We start from the raw sequence: 20,637 nt of genomic DNA, 5'->3' as shown, positions 1-20,637 counted from the left end.
CTTTTAAAACTGGCTGGCTTCGATCGGCCAAGATGGCGCAGGGCGGCCGAAATGGTAGCCCTGCATCAATTGAAACCCCGTCTCGTTGAGAGTCTGCTTTTGCGAAAGCCGCTCCACCCCTTCCGCAATCACGTGCAAGCCAAGAATTTTAGAAAGATGCAAAATACCGGCCGCCATTTTCTCTGAGTTGGCGGTTTGACCGACCCCAGCAATCAGCGAGCGATCGACTTTTAAAAGATCGAAGGGGTATTTATGCAGCCAGCTTAATGAAGAATATCCGGTTCCGAAATCGTCGAGAGCCAGGCGGAAGCCGCGCTGCTTCAAATCCTCAAGAATGTTCAGGGAACGTTCGGGATAGGACATCGCGGATTGTTCCGTGACTTCAAGAATAAACCGGCTTGTCGGCACGGCTTCGTTCAAGCAGATCGCTTCGAGTTGAGCGGGGAGTTCGGTGTTCGCCAACTGCACCGCAGAGATATTCAAACTGACCAGGCTATTTGCATTGCCACCTTTTTGCGTGTGGCTTTTCATCCAGTGGCATGCGGATCTCATGACATGCAGGCCAATTTCGTTGATCAGCCCGGTCTCCTCGGCCACGGAAATGAATTCGCTCGGCGGAACGATGTCCCGCTCTCTTTGCCAGCGCAATAACCCCTCATAGGCAAAGACGTCGCCGGTGAACGTATCGATGATGGGTTGATAATGCAGCACAAGCTCGTTGCGTTGAACAGCCTCCCTGAGTTCGGCTTCAAGCTCAACGCGCCGCTCGACCGTCTTGTGCATTGGCGATTCGAAGCGAACAATCGGCTGTTCCTTATGCCGCTTCGCCTCATACATGGCGATATCGGCGTCGCGCAGCGCGGGCTCGTGGTCCTGGTAATGGCTGAGGGCGCTGACGAGCCCGATGCTGACGCCGACTGTATAAGGCTTGCCGCCCAGCATGTAGGGGGCGGTAAGAGACGCCAGCAAGGTCTGTGCTGTTTTTAAAATCGCATCAGGATCCTCGTCTATGCTCTGCAGCAAAACGAATTCATCACCGGAATGCCGGCCGACAATGCATTTATCCTGTGAGGACGCGTCCTGGCGTGCTGAGGGATTGCACCGTGTGGCCAGGGCTGACAATCTTTCAGCCACCTGGATCAGAAGTTCGTTGCCTCTATGATGCCCCAAACTGTCATTGATGAGTTTGAAGCGATCAAGGTCAAGAAACAGCAGGCCGTAATCCGGACCGCGGCCGCTCGCCTTCGCCGCCATCGCGGCCCGCATTTCTGCAAAGAAGCCTTTGCGGTTCAGCAACCCTGTCAGGGAGTCGTGCGTTGCATCATACTCGGCGAGTGTCCTGGCCCGCTCGAGTTCTTCGGCCAGTTGATGCTGTTCCTGCAGCGCTTGCTTTAAGTCGCTCGCCGTCTGCGTTGCCGTTTCCGCAAGTAGGCTCTTTTCAAAAACGGTTTTTTCCAACGCGTCGGCTTGCGCTAACAGTAGATCCGCCAACTCGATAATAAACGCTGACGCGCCGCTCATCATTATGAAAGGCTCGAACCGGTTTGAATCGCATCTCGCCAGGGCTGCGCGGCACGCTACGGAAAGCGGTGTATCCTCGCTTAAAATGAGCGTTTCCGGCTTCGCCGATACGATCAACTCCCGTAAGGGGCGTTTTAAAAAAACTTCCCGCCCAAATGGCCGGCTGATCACCGCGAGAAAAACCCGGCGGCTTAACAGGATACGGCTTTGGTTGTTTTCCTCGATGATGACCCCGGGAAGAGCCTGCTCTCTCTGAAAAAGAGCTTCGAGCGTAATCGCGGTTTCGTCGATGGAGATGATGTTCGTCCAAGCTTTGAATTGGTTTTCAGGCCGGAAAATCGAAGCGAGTCGAATATCATCCATGAAATCGAGCGTAACCGCCAAAACAAACAACGTGAAGAGAAAGTTACGTTACGTTAGGCGAGATTCTGTTTAAAAATCAAGACGATTTTGGTGTGTTTGTCCTGTTGCTCTCTTTTCCGTTGTCAGAAGCCAAATTCGACATGGCGATCATTTCGCGCAATCAGCCTTTGATAGCGGCTGAGCGCCAGAACCGGGAAGAAACGCGGATAGCCGTGATATTTCAGATAGAAGACGCGCGGAAACCCGACGGCATTATAAGGTGCTTCGCTCCAGCTTCCATCGCTGCCTTGTGTCGATTGCAGATATTGGATGCCACGGTGCACGGCTTCATGCTCCACCAATCCTGCCGCCATCAGGCCGAGCAGCGCCCAGGCCGTCTGGCTCGGTAGGCTCTGGGCGGCAACGCCGTGGAATTCCCCGAAGGCGCGTCTGCGTAGGTCTCGCAATCCTCACCCCATCCGCCATCTTGGCGCTGTTTGGAAATAAGCCACGCCGCCGCCTTTTCCATCATCGGATCGTCATGCGGAATTCTGGCGGCATTCAAGGCGCACAGCACCGACCAGGTGCCGTAGATATAATTCGTGCCCCAGCGCCCAAACCAGGAGCCGTCAGGCTTCTGCGTTTCTCTCAGGTAGGCAATCCCGCGCTGGATCGCGGGCTGGTCCTCGGCGTGGCCAAGCTGCGCGAGAAAAGAGATGCAGCGCGCGGAGACATCCTCGGTCGGCGGGTCGAGCAGCGCGCCATGATCCGCAAACGGGATATGGTTGAGATATTGCCGGTCGTTGTTGATATCGAAGGCGCCCCAGGCGCCGTTGGTCGATTGCATGCCGATGATCCATTCCCGCGCGCGGGCAATGCTTTCGGCATATTTCGGATCGCCGGCGCGGTGCAGCAGCATCGCGACCACGGCGGTGTCATCAACATCGGGGTAATGCGGGTTGTTGTACTGGAAAGCCCATCCGCCGGGGCGTGTGCCTGGCGTGTTATCGGCCCAGTCACCGACAAGCTCCAGTTCCTGGCGCGGGATCAGCCAATCGCAGGCGGCGGCAAGCGCGTCCTTGTCTCCGGCTTCCGCCAAGGCGTGTCCGGCGAGCGCCGTATCCCAAATGGGTGACAGGCAAGGCTGGCAATAGGCTTCGGTCTCGCCGACCACGAGCAGCTTGCGAACCGCGTTCCAGGCGATGTCAAAATGCGCGGCATCGCCGAAATGGTCGAACATCATCGTGGCATTGGCCATTGCCGGATAGATGGCGCCGAGCCCATCCTCACCGTTGAGCCGCTCAATGCTCCAATCGATCGCCTTGCGCACGGCCTTTTCGCGGGTGCGGGTCGGGAAGGCCGGTTCGGCGATCCGCAGCACATCGTCCAATATCTTGAAGGCTGGGCCCCAGGCGGATTTGTAGGGGCCGCGGATCCAGTCCTTCACCTGATCGGGCGGGGTGACGAACAGCTCGTCGATGCGGACCTGGCGGGGATTGCGCGCTCGTGGCTTCACCGCGGCCAAGACCATCAGTGGCACCATCACGGTGCGCGACCAGTAGGATACCTTGCGCATCGTGAAGGGGAACCAGTCCGGCATCAATACCGCTTCCACCGGGATGACGGGGCAGGCCGTCCAGGGCACGGCACCAAACAGCGCCATCTGAAAGCGGGTGAAAACATTGCTGCGCTCGGCGCCGCCGGCCGCCCGTATCGCGGCTCTGGCGCGGCGCATATGCGGCGCCTCGGGGCTGTCGCCGATCGCCTTCAGCGCGAAATACGCCTTCACCGAACAGGAGAGATCCATTTTGCCGCCGTGAAACAACGGCCAGCCGCCGTCACAACCGGGATAGTCGCCCTGGATCCGGCGCAGATAGACGCCGATCTTGGCTTGCAGCCCGTCATCGATGCGGTCGAGATAATGCTCGAGCAGCACATATTCGGCGGGAATCGTGGCGTCGGCTTCCAGCTCGTAGCAATAATGCCCATCGGCGCGCTGCTCTGTGCGCAGGGAGGCGCGGGCCTGTTCAATCGCATCGTCCAGAATGGCGTTCATCGGAGCGGCTTTGGCAGTTTTTTTCGCGGTTTTCCAGTGCCTATGCGAGCATGGCTGAGATTAGATCTGGCTCAGCAGGGCCTTTGCCGCGGCCTCGCCCGAGCGGATGGCGCCTTCAATCGTCGCCGGCAGGCCCGTGTCGGTCCAATCCCCGGCCAGCGCAACCAAGGGGCGGGGCTGCGCGGTCCTGGCCGCTTGGCCAGCTGCGCGGGGTGCAGGCGAATGTGGCGCGCTTTTCCCACAGCACCCGATACGGCGGCAGCTTCAGGGTTTGGCCCAGAACCTGGCAGACCTCCTGCCAGACCTGTGCCGCGATGGCCTCCTGCCCCAGATGCGCATGGCGGTTGGCGGCCGAGATGGTGACGGAAATCACAGTCTCGCGCAGGAAGATCCATTCCGTCAGCCCGCCAATGACGCCATGGAACGTCGCCTCCGCCGGCCCGCGCGGCGTTTTGAAATGCAGGTTGCAGATCGATTCGAACGCATCGGGCACGTCCAGCTCCGGCATCAGCTCTTTCGCAACCCAGGGCGGAACCGCCAGGATTGTCGGCTGGTTCGGGGGAGGTGGGTGACGCGCTCGCCAAACCGCAATTCAGCGCCGCGCTGCTGCAGCCAGGCCAAGGCCGGGTCCACGAAGCTTTCTGAAAGCCCCAGCCTGGCCCAGCGTGGCAAGGCGGCAAAACCGCCGCGCTCCACGGTTTCCGCCAGCACCGCGCCCAAAGGCTGGGCGGCGGCGATGTCCGGCATGGTGTTGAGGGCGGCGATGGCCAGCGGCTCCAGCAGGCGTTCATAAAGCGGCCCGTGCCCGACCAGTGGCTCGACCAGATCACCAGGGCGCGCCTGCAGCAATCTCTTCAAGGCAAGATAATCCGCGAGGCGTGTGCCCGGCACGCGCCGGCTCGGCGCGGCGATCCACCAGGGAATCCGGCCGTGATTCAGCCTCAGCGTCCAGCCGCGATTGGTTTTTAGGTCGTGAAACGGAAAATTTGCCTCGTCCGGCCCGGTGAGTGTGTGCTCGGCGCCGATCCGGCGTAGATACCGCAACGCATCCTTATTGCCGGACAGCAGCAAATGGTTGCCGTTATCGATACGGCAGCCGAGCTGCTTGTCGAAATAGGAGCGGGCGCGCCCGCCAGCCTGCGGCGCCGCCTCGGACAGCATAATCTGATGGCCCGCCTCCGTGAGGGCGCAGGCGGCTGAAAGCCCGGCCAGCCCGGCGCCGATGATTTGGATTTTCATTCAGCCCACCAGAAGCTGTGCGGCCAGCCAGAGCTTGCGCCATTTCGGCAGGCTCACCCGGCCCCGGCGATAGTCGAAATGTCGCCGCCGGAGTTCCGCCAGCAAGGGGCGATAGCTGGCCGCCATCATGCGCGCCGGCCGCATCGCCTTGGCATCGCAGCGTGCCATCGCGTCATGGGCGCGGCGGAAATTCAGCTCGGCCATGGCCGCAACCGCGCCGCAGGCCCGCGCCAGGCCGGGGGCATCGAGGATCCGCGCCGGATCGGCCGGCACCCCGGCCGCGGCAAGATGTTCCGCGGGCAGGTAAATGCGTCCGCGTTCCGCGTCCTCGGCCACGTCGCGCAGAATATTCGTCAGCTGCAGCCCACGGCCGAGCGCATGGGCGACGTCGTCCGCCGCCGGGGAGGCGTCGCCAAACACCCGCACCGAGAGCCGCCCGACGGCGGAGGCGACACGGTCGCAATAGAGATCAAGAAACGCCAGATCCGGCGCGATGATCGGCGCCCCCGCATCCATCTCCATGCCATCGATGATGGCGATGAAATCCTCCTGGCGGGGCTGATAATCCTGGATCACGCTCAGCAAGGCGCGGGTGACGGCACAGTCCGCGATCCCCTGCTCGTACAGCGCGGAAATCCGCTCGCGCCAGCCCTGCAACTCCGCTTGCTTGGTCGGAAAATCCCGCCCCTCCTCATCGGCGATGTCATCGACAATGCGGCAGAACGCATAGATCGCATACATCCCATCCCGGCGCTCGGGGGCGAGGATTTTCATGCCGTGATAGAATGAGGTGCCGGACGCCTTCACCAGCGCGGTGATGAAGGCGATATCGTCGGGGCGGATCATAACGCGTATCTGAGCCCTTTCAGGCTGGCGTTGAGAATGTCGAATTTGGACAGCTTGACCCGCGTGGCCAGCGGATCGCCAGCGCGCAACAACGATGTCAGCCGCCGCGCCAGCGCGCAGATGATCGCGGTTTCAATCCGCAGCCGGCGGGATCTGACCCGTCCGGGCAGGGCGGCGGCATCGCGGTTCAGCGCCTCCGTGGCATCCAGCATCCTGTCGAAGACCGCCCGCAAGGCCGGGCTTGTCTCTGGCCGGGCGATGTCATCCGTGGTCAGGCCCTGTTCGCGCAACCAGGCCTGCGGCACATAACAACGGTCCAGCGCGCGCAGATCCTTGGCGCAATCCTGCAGATGGTTGAGCACCTGCAAACTGGCGCAGAGCGCATCCGACGGCGCCCATGTATCCCGGGATTCGCCATGCACATCGAGCACATAACGCCCGACCGGGGCGGCCGAGTAGCGGCAATAATCCAGCAACTCCTCCCAGCTTTCATAGCGCAGCTTGGTCACGTCCCGCCGGAATGCCACCAGCAATTCGCGGGCATGGTCAGCCGTCACGCCGGACTCCGCCAAAGACTGGCGCAGCGCCCTGGCGCTGGGGCTGCCTTCATCCGTGGCGCCGGTCAGCACCGCTTCCATCGCGTCCAGCCTGGTGAGCTTGTCGGCCGCCGGCAGGGTCGCGCTGTCGGAAATATCATCGGCATTGCGGGCGAAATCGTAATAGGCATGCACCCGCGCGCGGAGCGGTTTGGCGATCAGCAGCGAGGCGACGGGAAAATTCTCATCGCTCTTATCCTTGCCGGACCAGGATTCGACGCTGTCATCTTTGCTGGCGAGGCGCGGCGCGGTGTTGTCATTGGCGATCATGCTTTATCCCCGGCATAGGCGCGGCTCTTCCATTTGGCGCCGCGCCCGAGCCAATGGTTGCAGGCGGAGCCGATGGTGGCGGCCATGTAGAACAGGGCAATGGCGGGCAAGGCGATGGCATAGGCCCGGTGCACCCTATAGCGGTCCAGGGTGGGGAAATAGGTGAGGGCGGCGATCGCCCAGATGGCCAGCCCCAGCGCCGCGCGCCAGCCAAACCCGGTGCAGAGCGCGGCGAAGGGGAAGACCAGCCAGACCAGAGCCAGCCCGATGATGGTGCCGGCGAGCAGCAGGGCCGAATAGCGCAGCTGGGTGAAGGCCGTCCGCGCGATCATGTCCCAGATATCGCGGGCCGCGGGGTAGGGGCGGATCGAGGTCGCGAGACCGGAATGGCCGAGATAGATCGGCCCGGCTTGTTTCACCTTGCCCGCCAGCGTCACGTCGTCAATCAGCGCCTCGCGCATCGCCTCCAGCCCGCCAATGCGCGCAAGCGCGGCGCGCTTGATCAGCACGGTTCCCCCGCCGCGGCGGCCACGCGCGAGCGCGGATCGTTCACCCTCGCGAAAGGATAGAGCATCTGGAAAAAATAGATGAAGGCCGGGATCAGGAATTTTTCCGCCCGGGAGGCGCAGTTCAGCCGCACCATTTCGGAGACCATGTCCAGCCTGTCGCTGGTCATCTTGGCCACCAGACTGGCCAGATGCCGTGGGTCATGGGTGATGTCCGCATCCGCGAACAGGATCACCGGCGCCTCGCTGGCCGCCACACCCTGGGAGAGCGCCCACAGCTTGCCCGACCACCCGGCGGGCTTGGGCGCGCCGGTCAGAATGGTCAGGCGCGGATCCGCGCCGGCCGCCGCCGCGGTGCCGTCCGTGGAGTTGTCGTCAACCAGAATGACGCGAAACGGCCCGGCATAATCCTGCGCCAGCAGCGAGGCGATGACCGGACCGATCGTCTCCACCTCATCGCGCGCGGGAATGATGATGTCGACCTGCGGCGTCTCCAACGGCACCGCCGCCGGCAGCTCCGGCGCGGAATCCCAGAACCGCCCATGCAAGAAGGCCAGATAGAGCCAGATCGCGAAGGCCAGCAGCAGGATCATGTCAGGCGCCCTTCCTTGCGGAACCAGATCAGCGCATCCTCTACCGCCTGGCGCGCCGGGCGCGGGCGTAGCCCAGCTCTGTCCGGGCTTTATGCGTGGAAAAGAACATTTTTTTCTTGGCCATGCGAAGAATATCCGGTGTCATCAGCGGGGTCTTGCCAGTGCGCTCGGCGATGCGCTCCATCGCCCAGGCGAGTGGCATCAGCGGCGCCAGCGGCAGGCGCAGTTTTGGCGCGGCGCGGCCGCTGAGTTCGGCCACGAGCGCCAGCAGATCGCGCAGCATCAAATCCTCGCCGCCGAGAATATAGCCCTCGCCGGAGCGGCCCTGGGTCAGGGCCAGCAGATGTCCGGCCGCGACATCGTCCACATGCGCGACATTCAGGCCGGTATCGACAAAGGCGGGCATCTTCCCCCGTGCCGCATCCAGCACCATCTGGCCGGTCGGTGTGGGTTTGACATCGCCCGGGCCGATTGGGGTGGAGGGATTCACGATCACGATATCCTGCTCCTGCGCCAGGCGGCGTACTTCCTGCTCGGCATCATATTTGCTGCGCTTATAGGCGCCGACATGGTGGGCCGGGAGGATGAGGGTGGTCTCGTCCGCCGGTGAGCCGTCATCCGTGAGCCCAAGGGCCGCGACCGAGCTGGTATAGATGCTGCGCTCCACCCCGGCGCGCTGCGCGGCCCGCAGCAAGGCGATGCTGCCATCGATATTGACCTTGCGCATCGCGGCCTCGTTGGGCACCCAGAGCCGGTAGTCGGCCGCCACATGCAGGAGATACCGGCAATCCTTGAGCGCCGCGGGGAAACTGTCGGGCTCGGCGAGATCCAGATAGACAGCCTGCTCCTCAAGACCGGCAAGATTGCGCCGGTCCGAGCTTTGGCGCGCCGTCACCCGCACGCGATACCCCGCCGCGCGCGCCGCCTTGGCGACGGCGGCCCCGACAAAGCCGGTCGCCCCGGTCACCAGCACCAGATCACCCTGTGCCAATTCGTCTTCCTCGTGCTGTGCAGTCATCCGGCCGGCGCCATATACCGTACAGGACACTGGCTGTAGAACCCATTGCAGCCTTTGGCGCAACACCGAGGATGAAGATGAACGAGATTCGTGTGATCCCGACAAAAGCCGCCGCGACGGAAGATGAGGTGGTTTCGGCCGATCACCAGGCACGGCATTGGCAATTCCCGGAGGCCGGCCCGATCAAGGCCGGGTCGGACGCGCATTTTCGGATGTTCACCAGCCTGCTCGCCGCCACCTATAATCCCTACAAACCGGCGGTGCTGGACTGGCCAATGCTGGAGCCGGAGACATTACGCCGGATCACCGCCCTGCCGATCTGGGACATCGCCGTGCAGACGGAAATCAAGGCGGCCGCCCGAATCGCCTTTTATGCGCAGACCGTACCGCACCCTGCATTGCGCGCGGCGTTGCTGCATATGTCCGGTGAGGAGGCGCGCCACCGCGAGGTGCTCTCCCGGCTGGTCGCGGCCTATGGCATCCCGATGCGGCCCGAACCCGATTATGCGCTGCCCAACGATGCCGAATGGGGCTGGCTGGTCACCGGGTTTTCGGAATGTATCGATAGTTTTTTCGCTTACGGGCTGTTCGAGCTGGCCAAGCGCTCGGGCTATTTTCCTGCCAAGCTGGTTGAGACATTCGAGCCTGTCGTGCAGGAGGAAGGCCGACATATTCTGTTTTTCTCCAACTGGTTGGCGTGGCGGCGGGCGAATCTGCGATGGTATCTCCGGCCCTGGTTCGAAGCGAAAATCTGGGCGGTGTGGGCCTATCTGCTCTATGAGCGGATCGGCTTGGCCAAGGATGTGGATGGTCTGGAGGGGGCGGATGCCAATTTCACCATGAACGGCTCATCGGCGATCAGCGACGAGATGGACCTTCCCAAGCTTTTGGAAATCTGCCTGGAAGAGGATAAAAGGCGCATGGCAGGGTATGATGCACGCCTGAAGCGCCCCGGCACGATGCCGTTTCTGGGGCGACTAGGCCTGTCCGTCCTGCGACTGAAATCACGTATTCAGAGACGTTGAGAAAATATTTGTCGGTAAAAAGCAAACTTATCCCAGCGGTGCTGACGCTGGCCGGGCTGGCGGTCATCACCGGGCTCATCGTCTATTTCGGTGCGGCGGACGTGTTGCGGGCGCTGGCATCGGTCAGTGCGCTGGGCACCGCTGAATTCGTGCTGGCCCAGCTGGTCATTCTGCTCGGGCTAGGGGAAGCTGGCGGATCCTGCTGCGCTCACGGCAGAAAGGCTCTTACTGGCTCTGCGTATGGGGCCGCGCCGTGCGCGACGCGACCGGCGAGTTCCTGCCCTTCTCCCAGGTTGGCGGATATGTTCTGGGCGCGCGCGTGATGACGCTGGGCGGGGTGGCGACGGCCGACGCCGTGGCCTCGACGCTGGGCGACATCACCACGGAATTCCTGGCGCAGCTGGTGTTCGTCGGGGTGGGGCTGGTCATTCTCTCGAACAAGGTGCCGGGCTCGGAATTATTGATGCCGGTGTCCATCGGCTTGGCCGTCGCGATGTTTTTGGGTGTCGGGCTGATCGTGGCGCAGCGCGGCTCCGGGACCAAATTATTTAAGGCCCTCGCAACCCGCATCGCCGGAACAACCGGGCAGAGCGCGGCCGACCACGCGGAAAAGCTGCAAAGCTCGTTGAACGGCATGTACACCCAGCATCACCGTCTCGCCTGGGCGGCCTTCGTGCATTTCCTGTGCTGGATTGGCACCGGGACGGCGTCCTATATCGGGTTTCACGCGCTGGGGGTGGATTTATCCTGGATCGATGCGGTCTGTATTGAAGCGATGCTGCACGCGATCATGGCGCTGGCCTTCTTCATTCCGGGCCGCGTTGGCATCCAGGAAGTGGCCTATACCTTGCTGGGCGGATTGTTCGGCATTCCGCCGGACATTGCCTTGTCGCTGTCGCTGCTGCGCCGCGCGCGGGATTTCGTGATCGCGGTGCCGGTGTTGATCGTCTGGCAAGGGCTGGAGGCGCGGAAGCTGAAACTCAATATGAACGCCGGATGAAGTTCTGGACGCAATGGTTGTGTGAGGGCGGGGCGCCGCCCATTTCGGTGATGAAGTAACTTTTCCGGAGTCATAACCATGTCAATCGTCGGTTGGATCGTTTTGGGGTTGATCGCCGGCTGGATCGCCAGCCTGATTGTCGATAATGGCGGCCGCGGTCCGGTCCTGGATATCGTGCTCGGCATTGTCGGCGCCCTGGTCGGCGGCTGGATTTTCGCGGCTTTAGGTGCTGTCCCGGTGACAGGATTTAATCTCTGGTCGCTGTTCGTGGCCGTTGTCGGGGCGGTGGTTGTCCTGGTCATCTATCACGCCATCGCCGGACGCCGAGCGTTATAAATACCCGCCAATTTGACTTAAAAGGGGCCGCGCGGCCCCTTTTTTGTGGGCGGGCCCGCGCTTGTCCGCTGTCCGGGGAGGGGATAGGTTTCGGCCATGAAAGCGCGGGTCTGGACGGTAAAACTCGTCTTCGGTGTGGCGGGTTTCGGGATCTCGGTCTGGGCCTTTCTCATTCCCTATACGAAGATCAGATTTCAGCTGGATGACGCCACGCTGGGCGGCATTCTTCTGGCCGGCGGCACCGGCGGCGTCGCCGCCATGCCGCTGGCGGGGCTGGCGATCCAACGCTGGGGCAGCCGCAGCTGTATCATCGCCTGCGGGCTGGTGATGGGCCTGATGCTGCCTTTGCTCGGCATGGCGCCATCGCCCGCAATCTTCACCCTTCTGCTCTTCGCCTATGGCGTAAATTTCGGCCTCCTGGATGTGGCGATGAACGCGCAAGGGGCCGCCATCGAGGCGCAATCGGGCCGGCTGCTGATGTCGGGTTTCCATGCCTGCTACAGCATCGGCACGCTGCTGATCGCTCTGGCCGACAGCGTCTTTCTGAAATTGGGCACGCCGGTTTTGGTGATTTGCCTGGTGAGCGCCGCGATGGTGCTGGCCGGGCTGACACAATCCTTCCGGCTGCTGCCAAAATCAGCCGATGCTCAGCCGGCTGCGCGCCAGTTCGTCTGGCCGAACCGGCGGGCGGTGATATTGGGGCTGTGCTGCTACGCCGCCTTCATGACGGAAGGCGCCTGCACCGACTGGAGTGCCATCTATCTGCGGTTTTCCCGGCATATGCCGATCGATGAGGCGACGCTGGGCTTTGCCGCCTTTGCCGTGATGATGTCCCTGGCCCGGCTGACCGGCGACCATCTGGCGATGCGGTTTGGCCAGACCTCCATCATGCGGCTGGGCGCGCTGGTCAGCCTGCTGGGGTTTGCCCTGGCGATTTTCGTGCCCATCGGCTGGGTGGGGGTGATCGGTTTCGGCCTGGTCGGGTTTGGCACCGGCAACATGGCGCCGCTGCTGTTCAGTGCGGCGTCGCATGTGCCCGGCATGTCCGTGCAGCACGCCATGCCGGTGGTGGTCGGCATCGGCTATGCCGGGTTTCTCAGCGGGCCGGTGATGATCGGCTTCGTCTCCAACCGGTTCGGGCTGGAGAGCGCGTTCGGCCTGGATGCGATCCTGCTCGGCCTCACTTTGTTCGCCTCAAGAAGCGTGGCTCATCCGTAAAACAGCGCCGTCAGGGTCGCGAGCAGCTCCTCCCGGCTCAGGCCCGGCAAAATCGCCGGGTGGATGGTGATATGTACCGGCCCCGGGGATTTCTGGAAGGATTTGCGGCCCCACCGGAGGCCGGAATCGGTCGTCGCCGGCAGCAACGGGGCGGAGAGCCCCTGCGCCATGGCGGCGATGCCATGGCGCAGCTCGCCGCGCACGCCTGGCGCCACCCGTGTCCCTTCCGGAAAGATCACCACCTGCCGCCCCGCCGCGACCGCCTGATGCGCACGCTCGACCATGTCGCGCAACGCCTTGCGACCACCGCTCCGGTCAACCGAAATCATGCCGCTCGGCTCAAGCAGCGCGCCGAATAGCGGGATGCGCTTGAGCTCTTTCTTGAACACGAAGGCCGGGGCGGGCAGCAGGCTGATCCACAGCAGGATGTCCAGCGCCGATTGATGCTGCGCGGCGATGACACAGCCCCCCGCGGGGAGATTTTCCAGGCCGCGAACCTCGAGGCTGACGCCGCAGAAAGATCGCAGCGCCCACAGGCTGATCCGCGTCCAGAGCTGTGCGGTGCGCAGAATGCCATTCCTGAAATGCCGCCCGAAGAGGGTGCACCAGATGCTGAGCACCGCGCCCGCGCCCCAGAGAACGGCGTTGAAGGCAAAAGACCGGACATGGTGCATCGTTCGTCAATAATCTCCAGCGTCGTTGGTGCTGAACAGGCCGCCCAGCCCGGCACGCACCACCAGATATTTGCTATATTCGATGGCCAGTAATCGAACTGTCGGCAGCGTCAAGCGGTCGCGCATCGCCGGCGGCCGCACCGGATCGGGGATCAGCGCCACGCCGGGCAGGGCGCGCTGAATTTCCAGCAACGCCCGCGGCATATGGTAATCCGCGGTGACCACGATCAGCGAGCGCATATGGTGCGCCTTGGCCCAGGCGGCGGTCTCGGCGCCATTATCATGGGTGGTTGCCGCCATATGCCCCAACGTGATCGCATCGGCATACCGGGTCGCGGCGCTGCGATCATCCTGGGTGAAATCGCCGAGATAGGTGCCCTTGCCGGCGCCGGAGATCAACAGCAGCGGCGCCTCATGCTCGGCAAGCAGCGCCAGCGCGGCGCTGATCCGGTCATCGCCGCCCGTCAGCGCGACGATGCCATCCGCCGGCGGCAAGGGGTTGGGCGGCGTGGCCGTGAAGACGAGGCCCAGATAGACCAGAAATCCGGCCGACCAGGCGCCGAGCACCAGCAATATCACCCGGGAAAGCAGCCGGGTGAGCGACCAGCGGCGGCGGCGCGGGCGCTGGCGCAAGCTCACGGCAGCCGCCGCAGCCAGCCCCGAACCGTGATCTGGGCTGTGCTCCAGCCAATCAGCGCCGCGCAGGCGGGCAGGAGCGGGAGCAGGGCCAGCAGGGCCGGCGGCAGGTTGAACAGGCTTGCCGGATGCGCCGGCCCGGTGAACGGGCTGGCCAGCCAGGCCAGCCAGGCCAGCACGGGGGCGGCGAGCACGGTCCCGCCCAGCGCGCCGGCCAGGGCCAGCCATGTCGCCCGGCCGGCGAAACGTGTCGCGATATCCGCCTCCAACGCGCCCAGCCCGTGCACGATCTCGATCGTGTCGCGCAATTGCGCCAAGCCGGAGCGTGTCGCCACCGCGACCACGGCGGCGGCCACCAGGGCGACGATCAGCAGCACCGCCAAGGCGCAGCCTTGCAGGCTGGTCGTCAAGGTGGCGACGCGCTGCGCCCAGATCGCGCCGGTGCGGATCACCGTGCCCGGGCTGAGCTGCTGCAACTGCGCCGCGAGCGCATCGCTGCTGCCGCTGCCGGCCCATTGCGCGGTGATGATCGCGGGCAGGGCCAGCCCGAGTGAGGCGGCATCGCCGCCGATCCAGGGCGCGATCAGCCGGTTCATCTCCGCCGTGGTCAGGACCGTCGCATCCTGAACATCATGGTTGGCCGCCAGCGCGCGCTGCACAGCGGCGAGGCGCGTGCCATCGTTGCCGGCATCCGGATCGGCCGGCTGCGGGATCTGGATGGTCAGGGCGGCGGCGGTATCGCCTTGCCAGCTTTGCGCCAAATTCGCGCAGGCGAGCGCGCCGCCGAGCGCCAGCGCGGCGAGAAAGCTCATCGCCCCGACCAGCACCGGCAGCAGCCGGTCCGACAAGGCCGAGCGCAGCCCCAGCAGATCTCCGCGATGCCTAGCCATCATGCACCAGGCGGCCATTTTCCAGGCTCAGGCGGGGAAACGGATAATGCTCCACCAGGGCGGCATTATGCGTGGCCACAACCACGGTCGTGCCCAGCTTGTTGAGCGCGGTGATCAGCAGCATCAGGCGTTGTGCCTGTTCGTCATCGAGATTTCCCGTCGGTTCATCGGCAACCAGCAGCCGCGGCCGGGCCACCACGGCCCTGGCGATGGCAATGCGCTGCTGCTCGCCGCCGGAGAGCTCGTCAGGCCGGGCATGCATGCGATGCGCCAGCCCCACCCAGCGCAAAATCTCCGTCACATCCGCCTTCACCTGGGCCTCGCCACGGCGCGCCAGGCGCATCGGCAACGCCACGTTATCATAGGCATCGAGCTGCGGCAGCAGGCGGAAATCCTGGTACACCACGCCGATCCGCCGGCGCAGCAGGGCGGCGTCGCGCCGGGTCAGCCGGTTGGCCCTGGTGTTAAGGATCTCGATGCGGCCCCGCGCGGGATGCTCGGCCAGATAGATGAGCTTCAACAGGCTCGTCTTTCCGGCCCGGAGGGGCCGGTGAGCCAGCGAAACCCGCCTTCCTCGATTTCGAAGCTGACGGCACGCAGGGCCTCCGCTTCACCGTCCCGCGCCGCATGATGGTAACGCAGCCAGACATCGTCGAACCTGATCATCAGGTCAGTCCTCTCATGGCGTTACTAGTGCCGCGACAAGGCGGGGGCCAGCAAGGTCTGCGGGGCGTTTATTTTCGACAAAATGCTTTGTGGGCTGAAGGTGTTATTGCGGCGCTAGGCTAAAAATGCCATCCATTGCAACGCAATGCGGATCGCCTGCCCCAATTGCCAGACGCTTTATGACGTTCCCGACAATCTGCTCGGCGAGAGCGTGCGCCGCCTGCGCTGCGAACAATGCGGGCATGGCTGGGCGTTTGCGCCAGCCCCATCGCCTGAGGCCCCACCGGACGCCGCGCCGACCCCCGACATGCCGGCCAGCGAGGCTGCGACTCGCCGCTTCGGTCAGCCGGCCGATCCTGAAGCCGCCGCCGAGATGCAGGCGGCCCTTCGTCAGGAGGCCTCGGCCCCCCATGCTGCCGCAGCCGCTGTGCCGCCTGCGCGCCACACCGAGCCCGATACCAGCAAGGCCGAGATCCCGGAGGGGGTTGCGGACCGCTTCGCCAGCTTGGTGCGGGCGGCGCGCAGCCAGGACGTCGATCAGGATGAGCCCCGGCCGCACGCCAGGCCAAACAGGCAGCCAGCCCGCTGCTGATCGTCTTGCTGGTCCTGCTGCTGGTGATCGCTCTGGCGGTGGCCGAGCGGCATCTATTGATCCGCCTCATCCCGGCCAGCGCCAGGCTGTTCCAGGCTCTGCATCTGCGCTGAGGCATCGGCGCCGTTTCGGCGCCGATCATAGCTTCAGCCCTTGCGCGGCTTCGTCACCTGGCGGGCGCGGCCGAACGCCACGGCCTGTTCTGGCACATCTTGCGTGATCACCGACCCGGCCGCGATCAGCGCTTCATCGCCGATGCGCACCGGCGCCACCAGCGCGCTGTTCGAGCCGATGAAGGCTTTCGCGCCGATGATGGTCTTGTGCTTGGCCTTGCCGTCGTAATTGCAGGTGATCGTGCCCGCGCCGATATTGCTGCCAGGGCCGATCTCCGCATCGCCGAGATAGGTCAGATGATTGGCCTTCGCGCCCTTGCCGAGCTTCGCCGCTTTCAGCTCGACGAAATTCCCAACATGCGCGTCCTCGCCGACCTCCGCCCCCGGGCGCAGCCTCGCATAGGGGCCGATCACGGCGCCGGTCTTCACGCTGCACCCTTCGAGATGCGAGAACGCTTTGATCTCCACGCCCCCCTCGATGGCGACGCCAGGGCCGAAGACGACATGCGGGCCGATCACCGTATCGGCGCCGATTTGCGTATCGCCTGCGAAAAACACCGTATCCGGGGCCTGCAATGTCACGCCGTCGCGCATGAAGCGGCTCCTGGCGCGGCTCTGAAAGGCCGCCTCCGCCAGCGCCAGCTCGGCGCGCGAATTCACCCCGAGACATTCATCATGCGCCGCGTCCAAGGCCGCGACATTGACGCCCTCCTGGCGGGCCAGTGCGACGATGTCGGTGAGATAGAACTCGCCTTTCGTATTGTCGTTGCCCACCCGCGCGAGCCAGCGTCTCATATCCGGGCCCGAAGCCGCCATGCCGCCGGCATTGCAGAAGGTGATCGCGCGCTCTTGCGGGGTGGCGTCATTATATTCGACGATGCGGGCGAGATAGCCGCCCTCCATCACCAGCCGCCCATATTTCGCCGCATCCGGCGGGGTCATGCCCAGCAGCGCGAGGCCGGCATCACCCTCCCGCAGGCGGGCCAGCAGGGCGCGCATGGTCTCGGCCGAGACCAGCGGGTTGTCGGCATAGAAAATCGCCACCGGCCCGTCGCCGAAATAGGGTTCCGCCTGCCGTGCGGCATGGGCGGTGCCCAGCCGCTCGGCCTGGATGGCCACCTGATGCGGGGCCGCCAGCGCCGCCAGGGCCGGCATGTCCGGCCCGATCACCACGACGATCCGGTCGAACACCTGCTCCGCGGCGCGGATGAGATGCACCAGCATCGGCTGCCCGGCGATCTTGTGCGCGGCTTTCGGCAGGCTGGATTTCATCCTCGTGCCAAGTCCGGCGGCGATGATGATGGCGGTGCTCTGCATGCTCATTTGGCGGCGAAAAACGGCGTTTCCCGCGCCAGCTTGTTCTCCATCGAGAGGAAGCCGTCCAGCTTCGCCGTTTCCGCCAGGAACTGCGCCCATCCGGATTCCTTTGCCATGGCGTTGCGCCGCGCCTCGCGGTCAGCCTGGCTCTGATAGCGCCAGATATGCACCACCTGATGCAGCTCGCCCTCGATCGTCGTGTAGAACCCCAGGCATTCGCCCAGATGCTTTTTCTGCAGCGGCCAGGCCAGCTCCTCATAGAGTTTCAGCCAGGCGCCCATCTTGCCGGGCTGGAACTTATAGGTGCGGATATCCACGATCATCTCTGGGGTCCTCAGGCTTGTTTGATATCGATCAGGCTTTTCCGGATCTTGCGGCCCCGGTTGATCTTATCCTCGATATAGTCGGTATCGCCCCAGCGCACGGCGCGGGCCATCGCCTGCGCGTCCTCGGAAAAGCGCGAGAACATCTCCAGCAGCGCGTCCTTGTTGTTGGTGAAAATGTCGCGCCACATCACCGGATCGGAGGCGGCGATGCGGGTGAAATCGCGAAACCCGGTGGCCGCGAATTGCAGCACTTCCTCGCGAGTCTCGTCCGCCAGATCATCCGCGGTGCCGCAGATGGTGAAGGCGAGCAGATGCGGCAGATGCGAGACAATGGCCAGCACCCGGTCATGATGCGCCGCCCCCATCCGCGCCGTGCGCGCGCCCAGCACCCGCCACAAGGCCTCGATCTTTTGCGCCGCCGCCTCGTCCATGCCTTCGATCGGCGTCAGCAGGCACCAGCGCCCCTCGAACAGATTGGCCAGGCCCGCATCCGGGCCGGAAAACTCGGTGCCCGCCATCGGATGCGCCGGCACGAAGGCAACCCCCGCCGGCACGAAGGGCAGCACATCGCGGATCGCCGATTGCTTGGTCGAGCCGACATCCGAGAGGATGCAGCCCGGCTGCAGATGCGGCGCGATCGCCGCCGCCAGCCCAGCGAAGCTGCCGACCGGCGTGCAGAGGATGACCCCATCGGCGCCGCTGACCGCCATGGCGGCATCGGCGCAATAGACATCGCCAAGCCCCAGCTCCTCGGCACGCTGCAGATGCGCCGGATTGGCATCCGCGATCACCAGCTGCCCGACCGTGCCAGGATGCAGCTTCAGCGCCCCGGCGATGGAGGCGCCGATATGGCCAATGCCGATCAGCGCCAGACGGTTGAATAAAGGCTCAGTCATGACAGAACTCGGTCAGAATTTCCGCCACCCGGCTGCATTCCGCCGATGTGCCGATGGTGATCCGCAGGCAATGCGGCAGGCCGTAGGATTTCACCTGCCGGACGATATAGCCGCGCTGGCGCAGATAGGCATCCGCGGCCGAAGCCCGCTCGACGGTGACGAAATCGACCAGGATGAAATTGGCCTCGGACGGGATGACCTTGAGGCCGCTCTGGGTCAGGCGCTCGCTCAGGCGGCGGCGTTCGATGCCGTTATGCGCCCGGCTATGCTCCAGCCAGCCCTCCTCACGCAGCGCCGCCATCCCGGCGGCGGCGGCGAACACATTGATGTTGAAGGGCGGGCGGGTGCGGTTGAGCACGTCGATCACCGCCGCCGGCGCGTAGCACCAGCCCAGCCGCGCCCCGCCCATGCCGAAAATCTTTGAGAAGGTCCGGGTCATCACCGTGTTGTCGCCGGCATCCACCAGCTTCACCCCGGCATCGTAATCCTCGCGCTCGACATATTCGGCATAGGCGGCATCCAGCACCAGCAGAATATCCGCCCGCAGCCCGGCGCGCAGCCGCTCCACCTCGCCTTGCGCCAGCATCGTTCCGGTCGGGTTGTTGGGGTTGGCGATGAACACCATGCGAGTCGCTGGGGTCACCAGGCTCAGTATGGCATCGACATCGGTGGTCAGCTCACGCTCCGGCGCCTTGATGACCGTGCAGCCCGCCAGCTTGCCGGAAATCTCATAGATCGAGAATCCGTGCTCGCTCATGATCAGCTCGGTCCCCGGTCCGCCATAAGACTGGATCAGCAGGGTCAGCACCTCGTCCGAGCCATTGCCGCAGACGATGCGGTCCGGGTCCAGCCCGAATTTGGCGCCAATCGCCGCGCGCAACTTGCCGCTGCTCCCATCGGGGTAGCGATGCATGCCGGAGGCGGCCTCCGCCATTGCTTTCAGCGCCCCTGGCGGCGGCCCGAACGCGCCCTCGTTGGATGACAGCTTGACCGGATGCTCGAAGCCCGCGAGCTTGGATTCACCACCGACATAGGACGCCACGGAGAAAATCTCCGGCCGCGCGACAGGGCTGCTCATGATCAGGCGGTCTCTTCCAGCGGCAACGCATAGCCGCCGACAACGCGCGGCGGCGTCTCCAGCCCGGCAATGGCCGAAAGGCGCGGGTCGCTGTCAGCGATCAGCCCGGTCACTTCCAGCAGCGCCAGCACGCCGGTATCGCCCGCCAGCCGTTTGACCCAGAGCGCCGTCGGGTCGAAGCCGGCGGCCTTGACCAGCTCGATCAGTCGGGCCCGCGAGGCCTCGGCGCCGAAGCGCAGCAGCAGCAAGCCGCGATCAGAGCCGCTCGGGTCGGGGGGCACGGTCGCCGCCACCAACGCCTCGCCCAGCGGCAAGCCTTCGGCGCGATGCGTCCAGAACGGGAGCTTGGCGATGACATAAATCGGGGTTCCGTTCGAGGCCAGGAGCTGCCACCAGCCGCCTTGCGCATCGTCGCCTTCGCCCAGCGGCGGCAGCACGCCCAGCTGCGCGCCGCCCTCGCGGGTGAGGTCGGATAGGGTCTGGGCGGGGTTGTGATGCCGGCGCACCGGCGTCAGCGGGCCGAAATGCTCCCGCGCCAGGGCCAGGCGGGCCTCGCCGCCTTCGCCGTCGCAAACCGCCATGGTCTGGCCGCCCTCGATGATCAATGCGGCACCGAACATTTCCCGCCAGATCCGCACGATGGCCTGTGCCGGCCAGGCGCCCTGATGGCGCGCCAGCAGCCGCCGCAGAATGACGGCTTCCCGCCCGGGGCGGATCTTGGTGCCCTTTTTGCCGCCCTGGCTGGCGACATTCTCGACCACGCGGGCCCGCTGCATCAGCAGATCATGGATCTGATCATCGATCGCGTCGAGTTCAGCGCGCAATTCGGCCAGGCGCGAGGCTGGAGAGGGCAGGTCGTTCATCACGCGTGTAGATACCCCAA

At 64.4% G+C, this 20,637-nt stretch carries 19 protein-coding genes and 4 pseudogenes; 5 read left to right on the top strand and 18 right to left on the bottom strand.

Features of this window, described 5'->3' with window-relative positions:
* Nucleotides 1–3: 3 nt before the first annotated feature.
* The 9 genes and pseudogenes from GT370_RS09660 to hpnA all read right to left on the bottom strand — a co-directional run bounded on the left by GT370_RS09660 (nucleotide 4) and on the right by hpnA (nucleotide 8,987).
* A complete protein-coding gene (locus GT370_RS09660) occupies nucleotides 4–1,884 on the bottom strand; it encodes a putative bifunctional diguanylate cyclase/phosphodiesterase (protein ID WP_144052587.1) in 1,881 nt (626 codons plus the stop codon).
* A 122-nt stretch (nucleotides 1,885–2,006) separates the two neighbouring features.
* Nucleotides 2,007–3,919: pseudogene (gene shc / locus GT370_RS09655) on the bottom strand (squalene--hopene cyclase).
* Nucleotides 3,920–3,979: 60 nt separating this feature from the next.
* Complete coding sequence (locus tag GT370_RS20835; RefSeq protein ID WP_333490071.1) at nucleotides 3,980–4,078, bottom strand: FAD-dependent oxidoreductase; 99 nt, start codon at nucleotides 4,076–4,078, stop codon at nucleotides 3,980–3,982.
* Nucleotides 4,035–4,427 (bottom strand): hypothetical protein, encoded by a 393-nt coding sequence (locus GT370_RS20830; RefSeq protein WP_333490047.1) that lies wholly within the window; start codon nucleotides 4,425–4,427, stop codon nucleotides 4,035–4,037. The genes GT370_RS20835 and GT370_RS20830 overlap by 44 nt, the downstream gene beginning before the upstream one ends.
* Nucleotides 4,427–5,158, bottom strand: coding sequence for a hydroxysqualene dehydroxylase (locus tag GT370_RS20825; RefSeq protein ID WP_333490046.1), 732 nt, complete (start codon nucleotides 5,156–5,158; stop codon nucleotides 4,427–4,429). The genes GT370_RS20830 and GT370_RS20825 overlap by 1 nt, the downstream gene beginning before the upstream one ends.
* Nucleotides 5,159–6,004, bottom strand: a complete 846-nt coding sequence (gene hpnD / locus GT370_RS09645; RefSeq protein ID WP_008491976.1) for a presqualene diphosphate synthase HpnD — start codon at nucleotides 6,002–6,004, stop codon at nucleotides 5,159–5,161.
* The gene (gene hpnC / locus GT370_RS09640; protein ID WP_008491978.1) at nucleotides 6,001–6,870 is read right to left on the bottom strand and encodes a squalene synthase HpnC; all 870 of its coding nucleotides are present in this window, start codon (nucleotides 6,868–6,870) and stop codon (nucleotides 6,001–6,003) included. Before hpnC ends, hpnD begins: the two co-directional genes overlap by 4 nt.
* Nucleotides 6,867–7,969, bottom strand: a pseudogene (locus GT370_RS09635) (glycosyltransferase). Before GT370_RS09635 ends, hpnC begins: the two are co-directional and overlap by 4 nt.
* Nucleotides 7,966–8,987, bottom strand: a pseudogene (gene hpnA, locus GT370_RS09630) (hopanoid-associated sugar epimerase). The pseudogenes GT370_RS09635 and hpnA overlap by 4 nt, the downstream one beginning before the upstream one ends.
* Nucleotides 8,988–9,064: 77 nt before the next feature.
* On the opposite strand from hpnA, the gene GT370_RS09625 reads away from it, so the two are divergent.
* The 4 genes from GT370_RS09625 to GT370_RS09610 all read left to right on the top strand — a co-directional run bounded on the left by GT370_RS09625 (nucleotide 9,065) and on the right by GT370_RS09610 (nucleotide 12,566).
* Nucleotides 9,065–10,012, top strand: coding sequence for a ferritin-like domain-containing protein (locus GT370_RS09625; RefSeq protein ID WP_008491981.1), 948 nt, complete (start codon nucleotides 9,065–9,067; stop codon nucleotides 10,010–10,012).
* Nucleotides 10,013–10,157: 145 nt separating this feature from the next.
* Nucleotides 10,158–11,012: a lysylphosphatidylglycerol synthase domain-containing protein gene (locus GT370_RS09620; RefSeq protein ID WP_333490070.1), complete on the top strand. Its 855-nt coding sequence runs from the start codon at nucleotides 10,158–10,160 to the stop codon at nucleotides 11,010–11,012.
* A 78-nt stretch (nucleotides 11,013–11,090) separates the two neighbouring features.
* Entirely contained in the window at nucleotides 11,091–11,348 is a 258-nt protein-coding gene (locus GT370_RS09615) for a GlsB/YeaQ/YmgE family stress response membrane protein (RefSeq protein ID WP_008491983.1), read from the top strand.
* Nucleotides 11,349–11,444: 96 nt separating this feature from the next.
* On the top strand, nucleotides 11,445–12,566 hold the full coding sequence (locus GT370_RS09610) for an MFS transporter (RefSeq protein WP_008491984.1): 1,122 nt from the start codon (nucleotides 11,445–11,447) through the stop codon (nucleotides 12,564–12,566).
* Here GT370_RS09610 and GT370_RS09605 read toward each other — a convergent pair.
* The 4 genes and pseudogenes from GT370_RS09605 to ftsE form a co-directional block, all read right to left on the bottom strand.
* Entirely contained in the window at nucleotides 12,557–13,186 is a 630-nt protein-coding gene (locus GT370_RS09605; protein WP_205619707.1) for a lysophospholipid acyltransferase family protein, read from the bottom strand. The genes GT370_RS09610 and GT370_RS09605 overlap by 10 nt on opposite strands.
* Nucleotides 13,187–13,246: 60 nt before the next feature.
* Nucleotides 13,247–13,879 (bottom strand): YdcF family protein, encoded by a 633-nt coding sequence (locus GT370_RS09600; RefSeq protein ID WP_008491987.1) that lies wholly within the window; start codon nucleotides 13,877–13,879, stop codon nucleotides 13,247–13,249.
* Nucleotides 13,876–14,769 carry a cell division protein FtsX gene (locus GT370_RS09595; protein WP_008491988.1) on the bottom strand — a complete coding sequence of 298 codons (894 nt, stop codon included), beginning with the start codon at nucleotides 14,767–14,769 and terminating at the stop codon, nucleotides 13,876–13,878. The genes GT370_RS09600 and GT370_RS09595 overlap by 4 nt, the downstream gene beginning before the upstream one ends.
* Nucleotides 14,759–15,432: pseudogene (gene ftsE / locus GT370_RS09590) on the bottom strand (cell division ATP-binding protein FtsE). Before ftsE ends, GT370_RS09595 begins: the two are co-directional and overlap by 11 nt.
* 145 nt (nucleotides 15,433–15,577) lie before the next feature.
* Here ftsE and GT370_RS09585 point away from each other — a divergent pair.
* Nucleotides 15,578–16,024 (top strand): zinc-ribbon domain-containing protein, encoded by a 447-nt coding sequence (locus GT370_RS09585; protein WP_270184287.1) that lies wholly within the window; start codon nucleotides 15,578–15,580, stop codon nucleotides 16,022–16,024.
* A gap of 146 nt (nucleotides 16,025–16,170) precedes the next feature.
* On the opposite strand, the gene glmU is transcribed toward GT370_RS09585, so the two are convergent.
* From glmU to GT370_RS09560, 5 genes are read right to left on the bottom strand one after another with little or no spacing between them, the layout of a single operon-like run.
* On the bottom strand, nucleotides 16,171–17,454 hold the full coding sequence (gene glmU / locus GT370_RS09580; RefSeq protein WP_270184286.1) for a bifunctional UDP-N-acetylglucosamine diphosphorylase/glucosamine-1-phosphate N-acetyltransferase GlmU: 1,284 nt from the start codon (nucleotides 17,452–17,454) through the stop codon (nucleotides 16,171–16,173).
* Nucleotides 17,455–17,456: 2 nt separating this feature from the next.
* Nucleotides 17,457–17,777 (bottom strand): NIPSNAP family protein, encoded by a 321-nt coding sequence (locus GT370_RS09575; RefSeq protein ID WP_008491993.1) that lies wholly within the window; start codon nucleotides 17,775–17,777, stop codon nucleotides 17,457–17,459.
* 11 nt (nucleotides 17,778–17,788) lie between these two features.
* Entirely contained in the window at nucleotides 17,789–18,676 is an 888-nt protein-coding gene (locus tag GT370_RS09570; protein ID WP_008491994.1) for a prephenate/arogenate dehydrogenase family protein, read from the bottom strand.
* Nucleotides 18,669–19,757, bottom strand: a complete 1,089-nt coding sequence (gene hisC / locus GT370_RS09565; protein ID WP_144052589.1) for a histidinol-phosphate transaminase — start codon at nucleotides 19,755–19,757, stop codon at nucleotides 18,669–18,671. Before hisC ends, GT370_RS09570 begins: the two co-directional genes overlap by 8 nt.
* Complete coding sequence (locus GT370_RS09560; RefSeq protein WP_008491997.1) at nucleotides 19,757–20,617, bottom strand: chorismate mutase; 861 nt, start codon at nucleotides 20,615–20,617, stop codon at nucleotides 19,757–19,759. Before GT370_RS09560 ends, hisC begins: the two co-directional genes overlap by 1 nt.
* Nucleotides 20,618–20,637 lie beyond the last annotated feature (20 nt).

Origin of the sequence: Acidocella sp. MX-AZ03 (genome assembly GCF_027626035.1) — a bacterium.
Lineage (GTDB): Bacteria > Pseudomonadota > Alphaproteobacteria > Acetobacterales > Acetobacteraceae > Acidocella > Acidocella facilis.
The sequence above is the reverse complement of the archived record's forward strand: the minus strand, read 5'-3'. Positions and strand labels throughout refer to the sequence as shown.

Excerpts from the sequence above, each read along its gene's own strand:
- GT370_RS09560 (WP_008491997.1), bottom strand. The coding sequence starts at position 20,617 with ATGAACGACCTGCCCTCTCCAGCCTCGCGCCTGGCCGAATTGCGCGCT.
- glmU (WP_270184286.1), bottom strand. The coding sequence starts at position 17,454 with ATGCAGAGCACCGCCATCATCATCGCCGCCGGACTTGGCACGAGGATG.
- GT370_RS09575 (WP_008491993.1), bottom strand. The coding sequence starts at position 17,777 with ATGATCGTGGATATCCGCACCTATAAGTTCCAGCCCGGCAAGATGGGC.
- hpnD (WP_008491976.1), bottom strand. The coding sequence starts at position 6,004 with ATGATCCGCCCCGACGATATCGCCTTCATCACCGCGCTGGTGAAGGCG.
- GT370_RS09610 (WP_008491984.1), top strand. The coding sequence starts at position 11,445 with ATGAAAGCGCGGGTCTGGACGGTAAAACTCGTCTTCGGTGTGGCGGGT.
- GT370_RS09595 (WP_008491988.1), bottom strand. The coding sequence starts at position 14,769 with ATGATGGCTAGGCATCGCGGAGATCTGCTGGGGCTGCGCTCGGCCTTG.
- hpnC (WP_008491978.1), bottom strand. The coding sequence starts at position 6,870 with ATGATCGCCAATGACAACACCGCGCCGCGCCTCGCCAGCAAAGATGAC.
- GT370_RS09585 (WP_270184287.1), top strand. The coding sequence starts at position 15,578 with ATGCGGATCGCCTGCCCCAATTGCCAGACGCTTTATGACGTTCCCGAC.
- GT370_RS09570 (WP_008491994.1), bottom strand. The coding sequence starts at position 18,676 with ATGACTGAGCCTTTATTCAACCGTCTGGCGCTGATCGGCATTGGCCAT.
- GT370_RS09625 (WP_008491981.1), top strand. The coding sequence starts at position 9,065 with ATGAACGAGATTCGTGTGATCCCGACAAAAGCCGCCGCGACGGAAGAT.
- GT370_RS09660 (WP_144052587.1), bottom strand. The coding sequence starts at position 1,884 with ATGGATGATATTCGACTCGCTTCGATTTTCCGGCCTGAAAACCAATTC.
- GT370_RS09615 (WP_008491983.1), top strand. The coding sequence starts at position 11,091 with ATGTCAATCGTCGGTTGGATCGTTTTGGGGTTGATCGCCGGCTGGATC.
- GT370_RS20830 (WP_333490047.1), bottom strand. The coding sequence starts at position 4,427 with ATGCCGGAGCTGGACGTGCCCGATGCGTTCGAATCGATCTGCAACCTG.
- GT370_RS20825 (WP_333490046.1), bottom strand. The coding sequence starts at position 5,158 with ATGAAAATCCAAATCATCGGCGCCGGGCTGGCCGGGCTTTCAGCCGCC.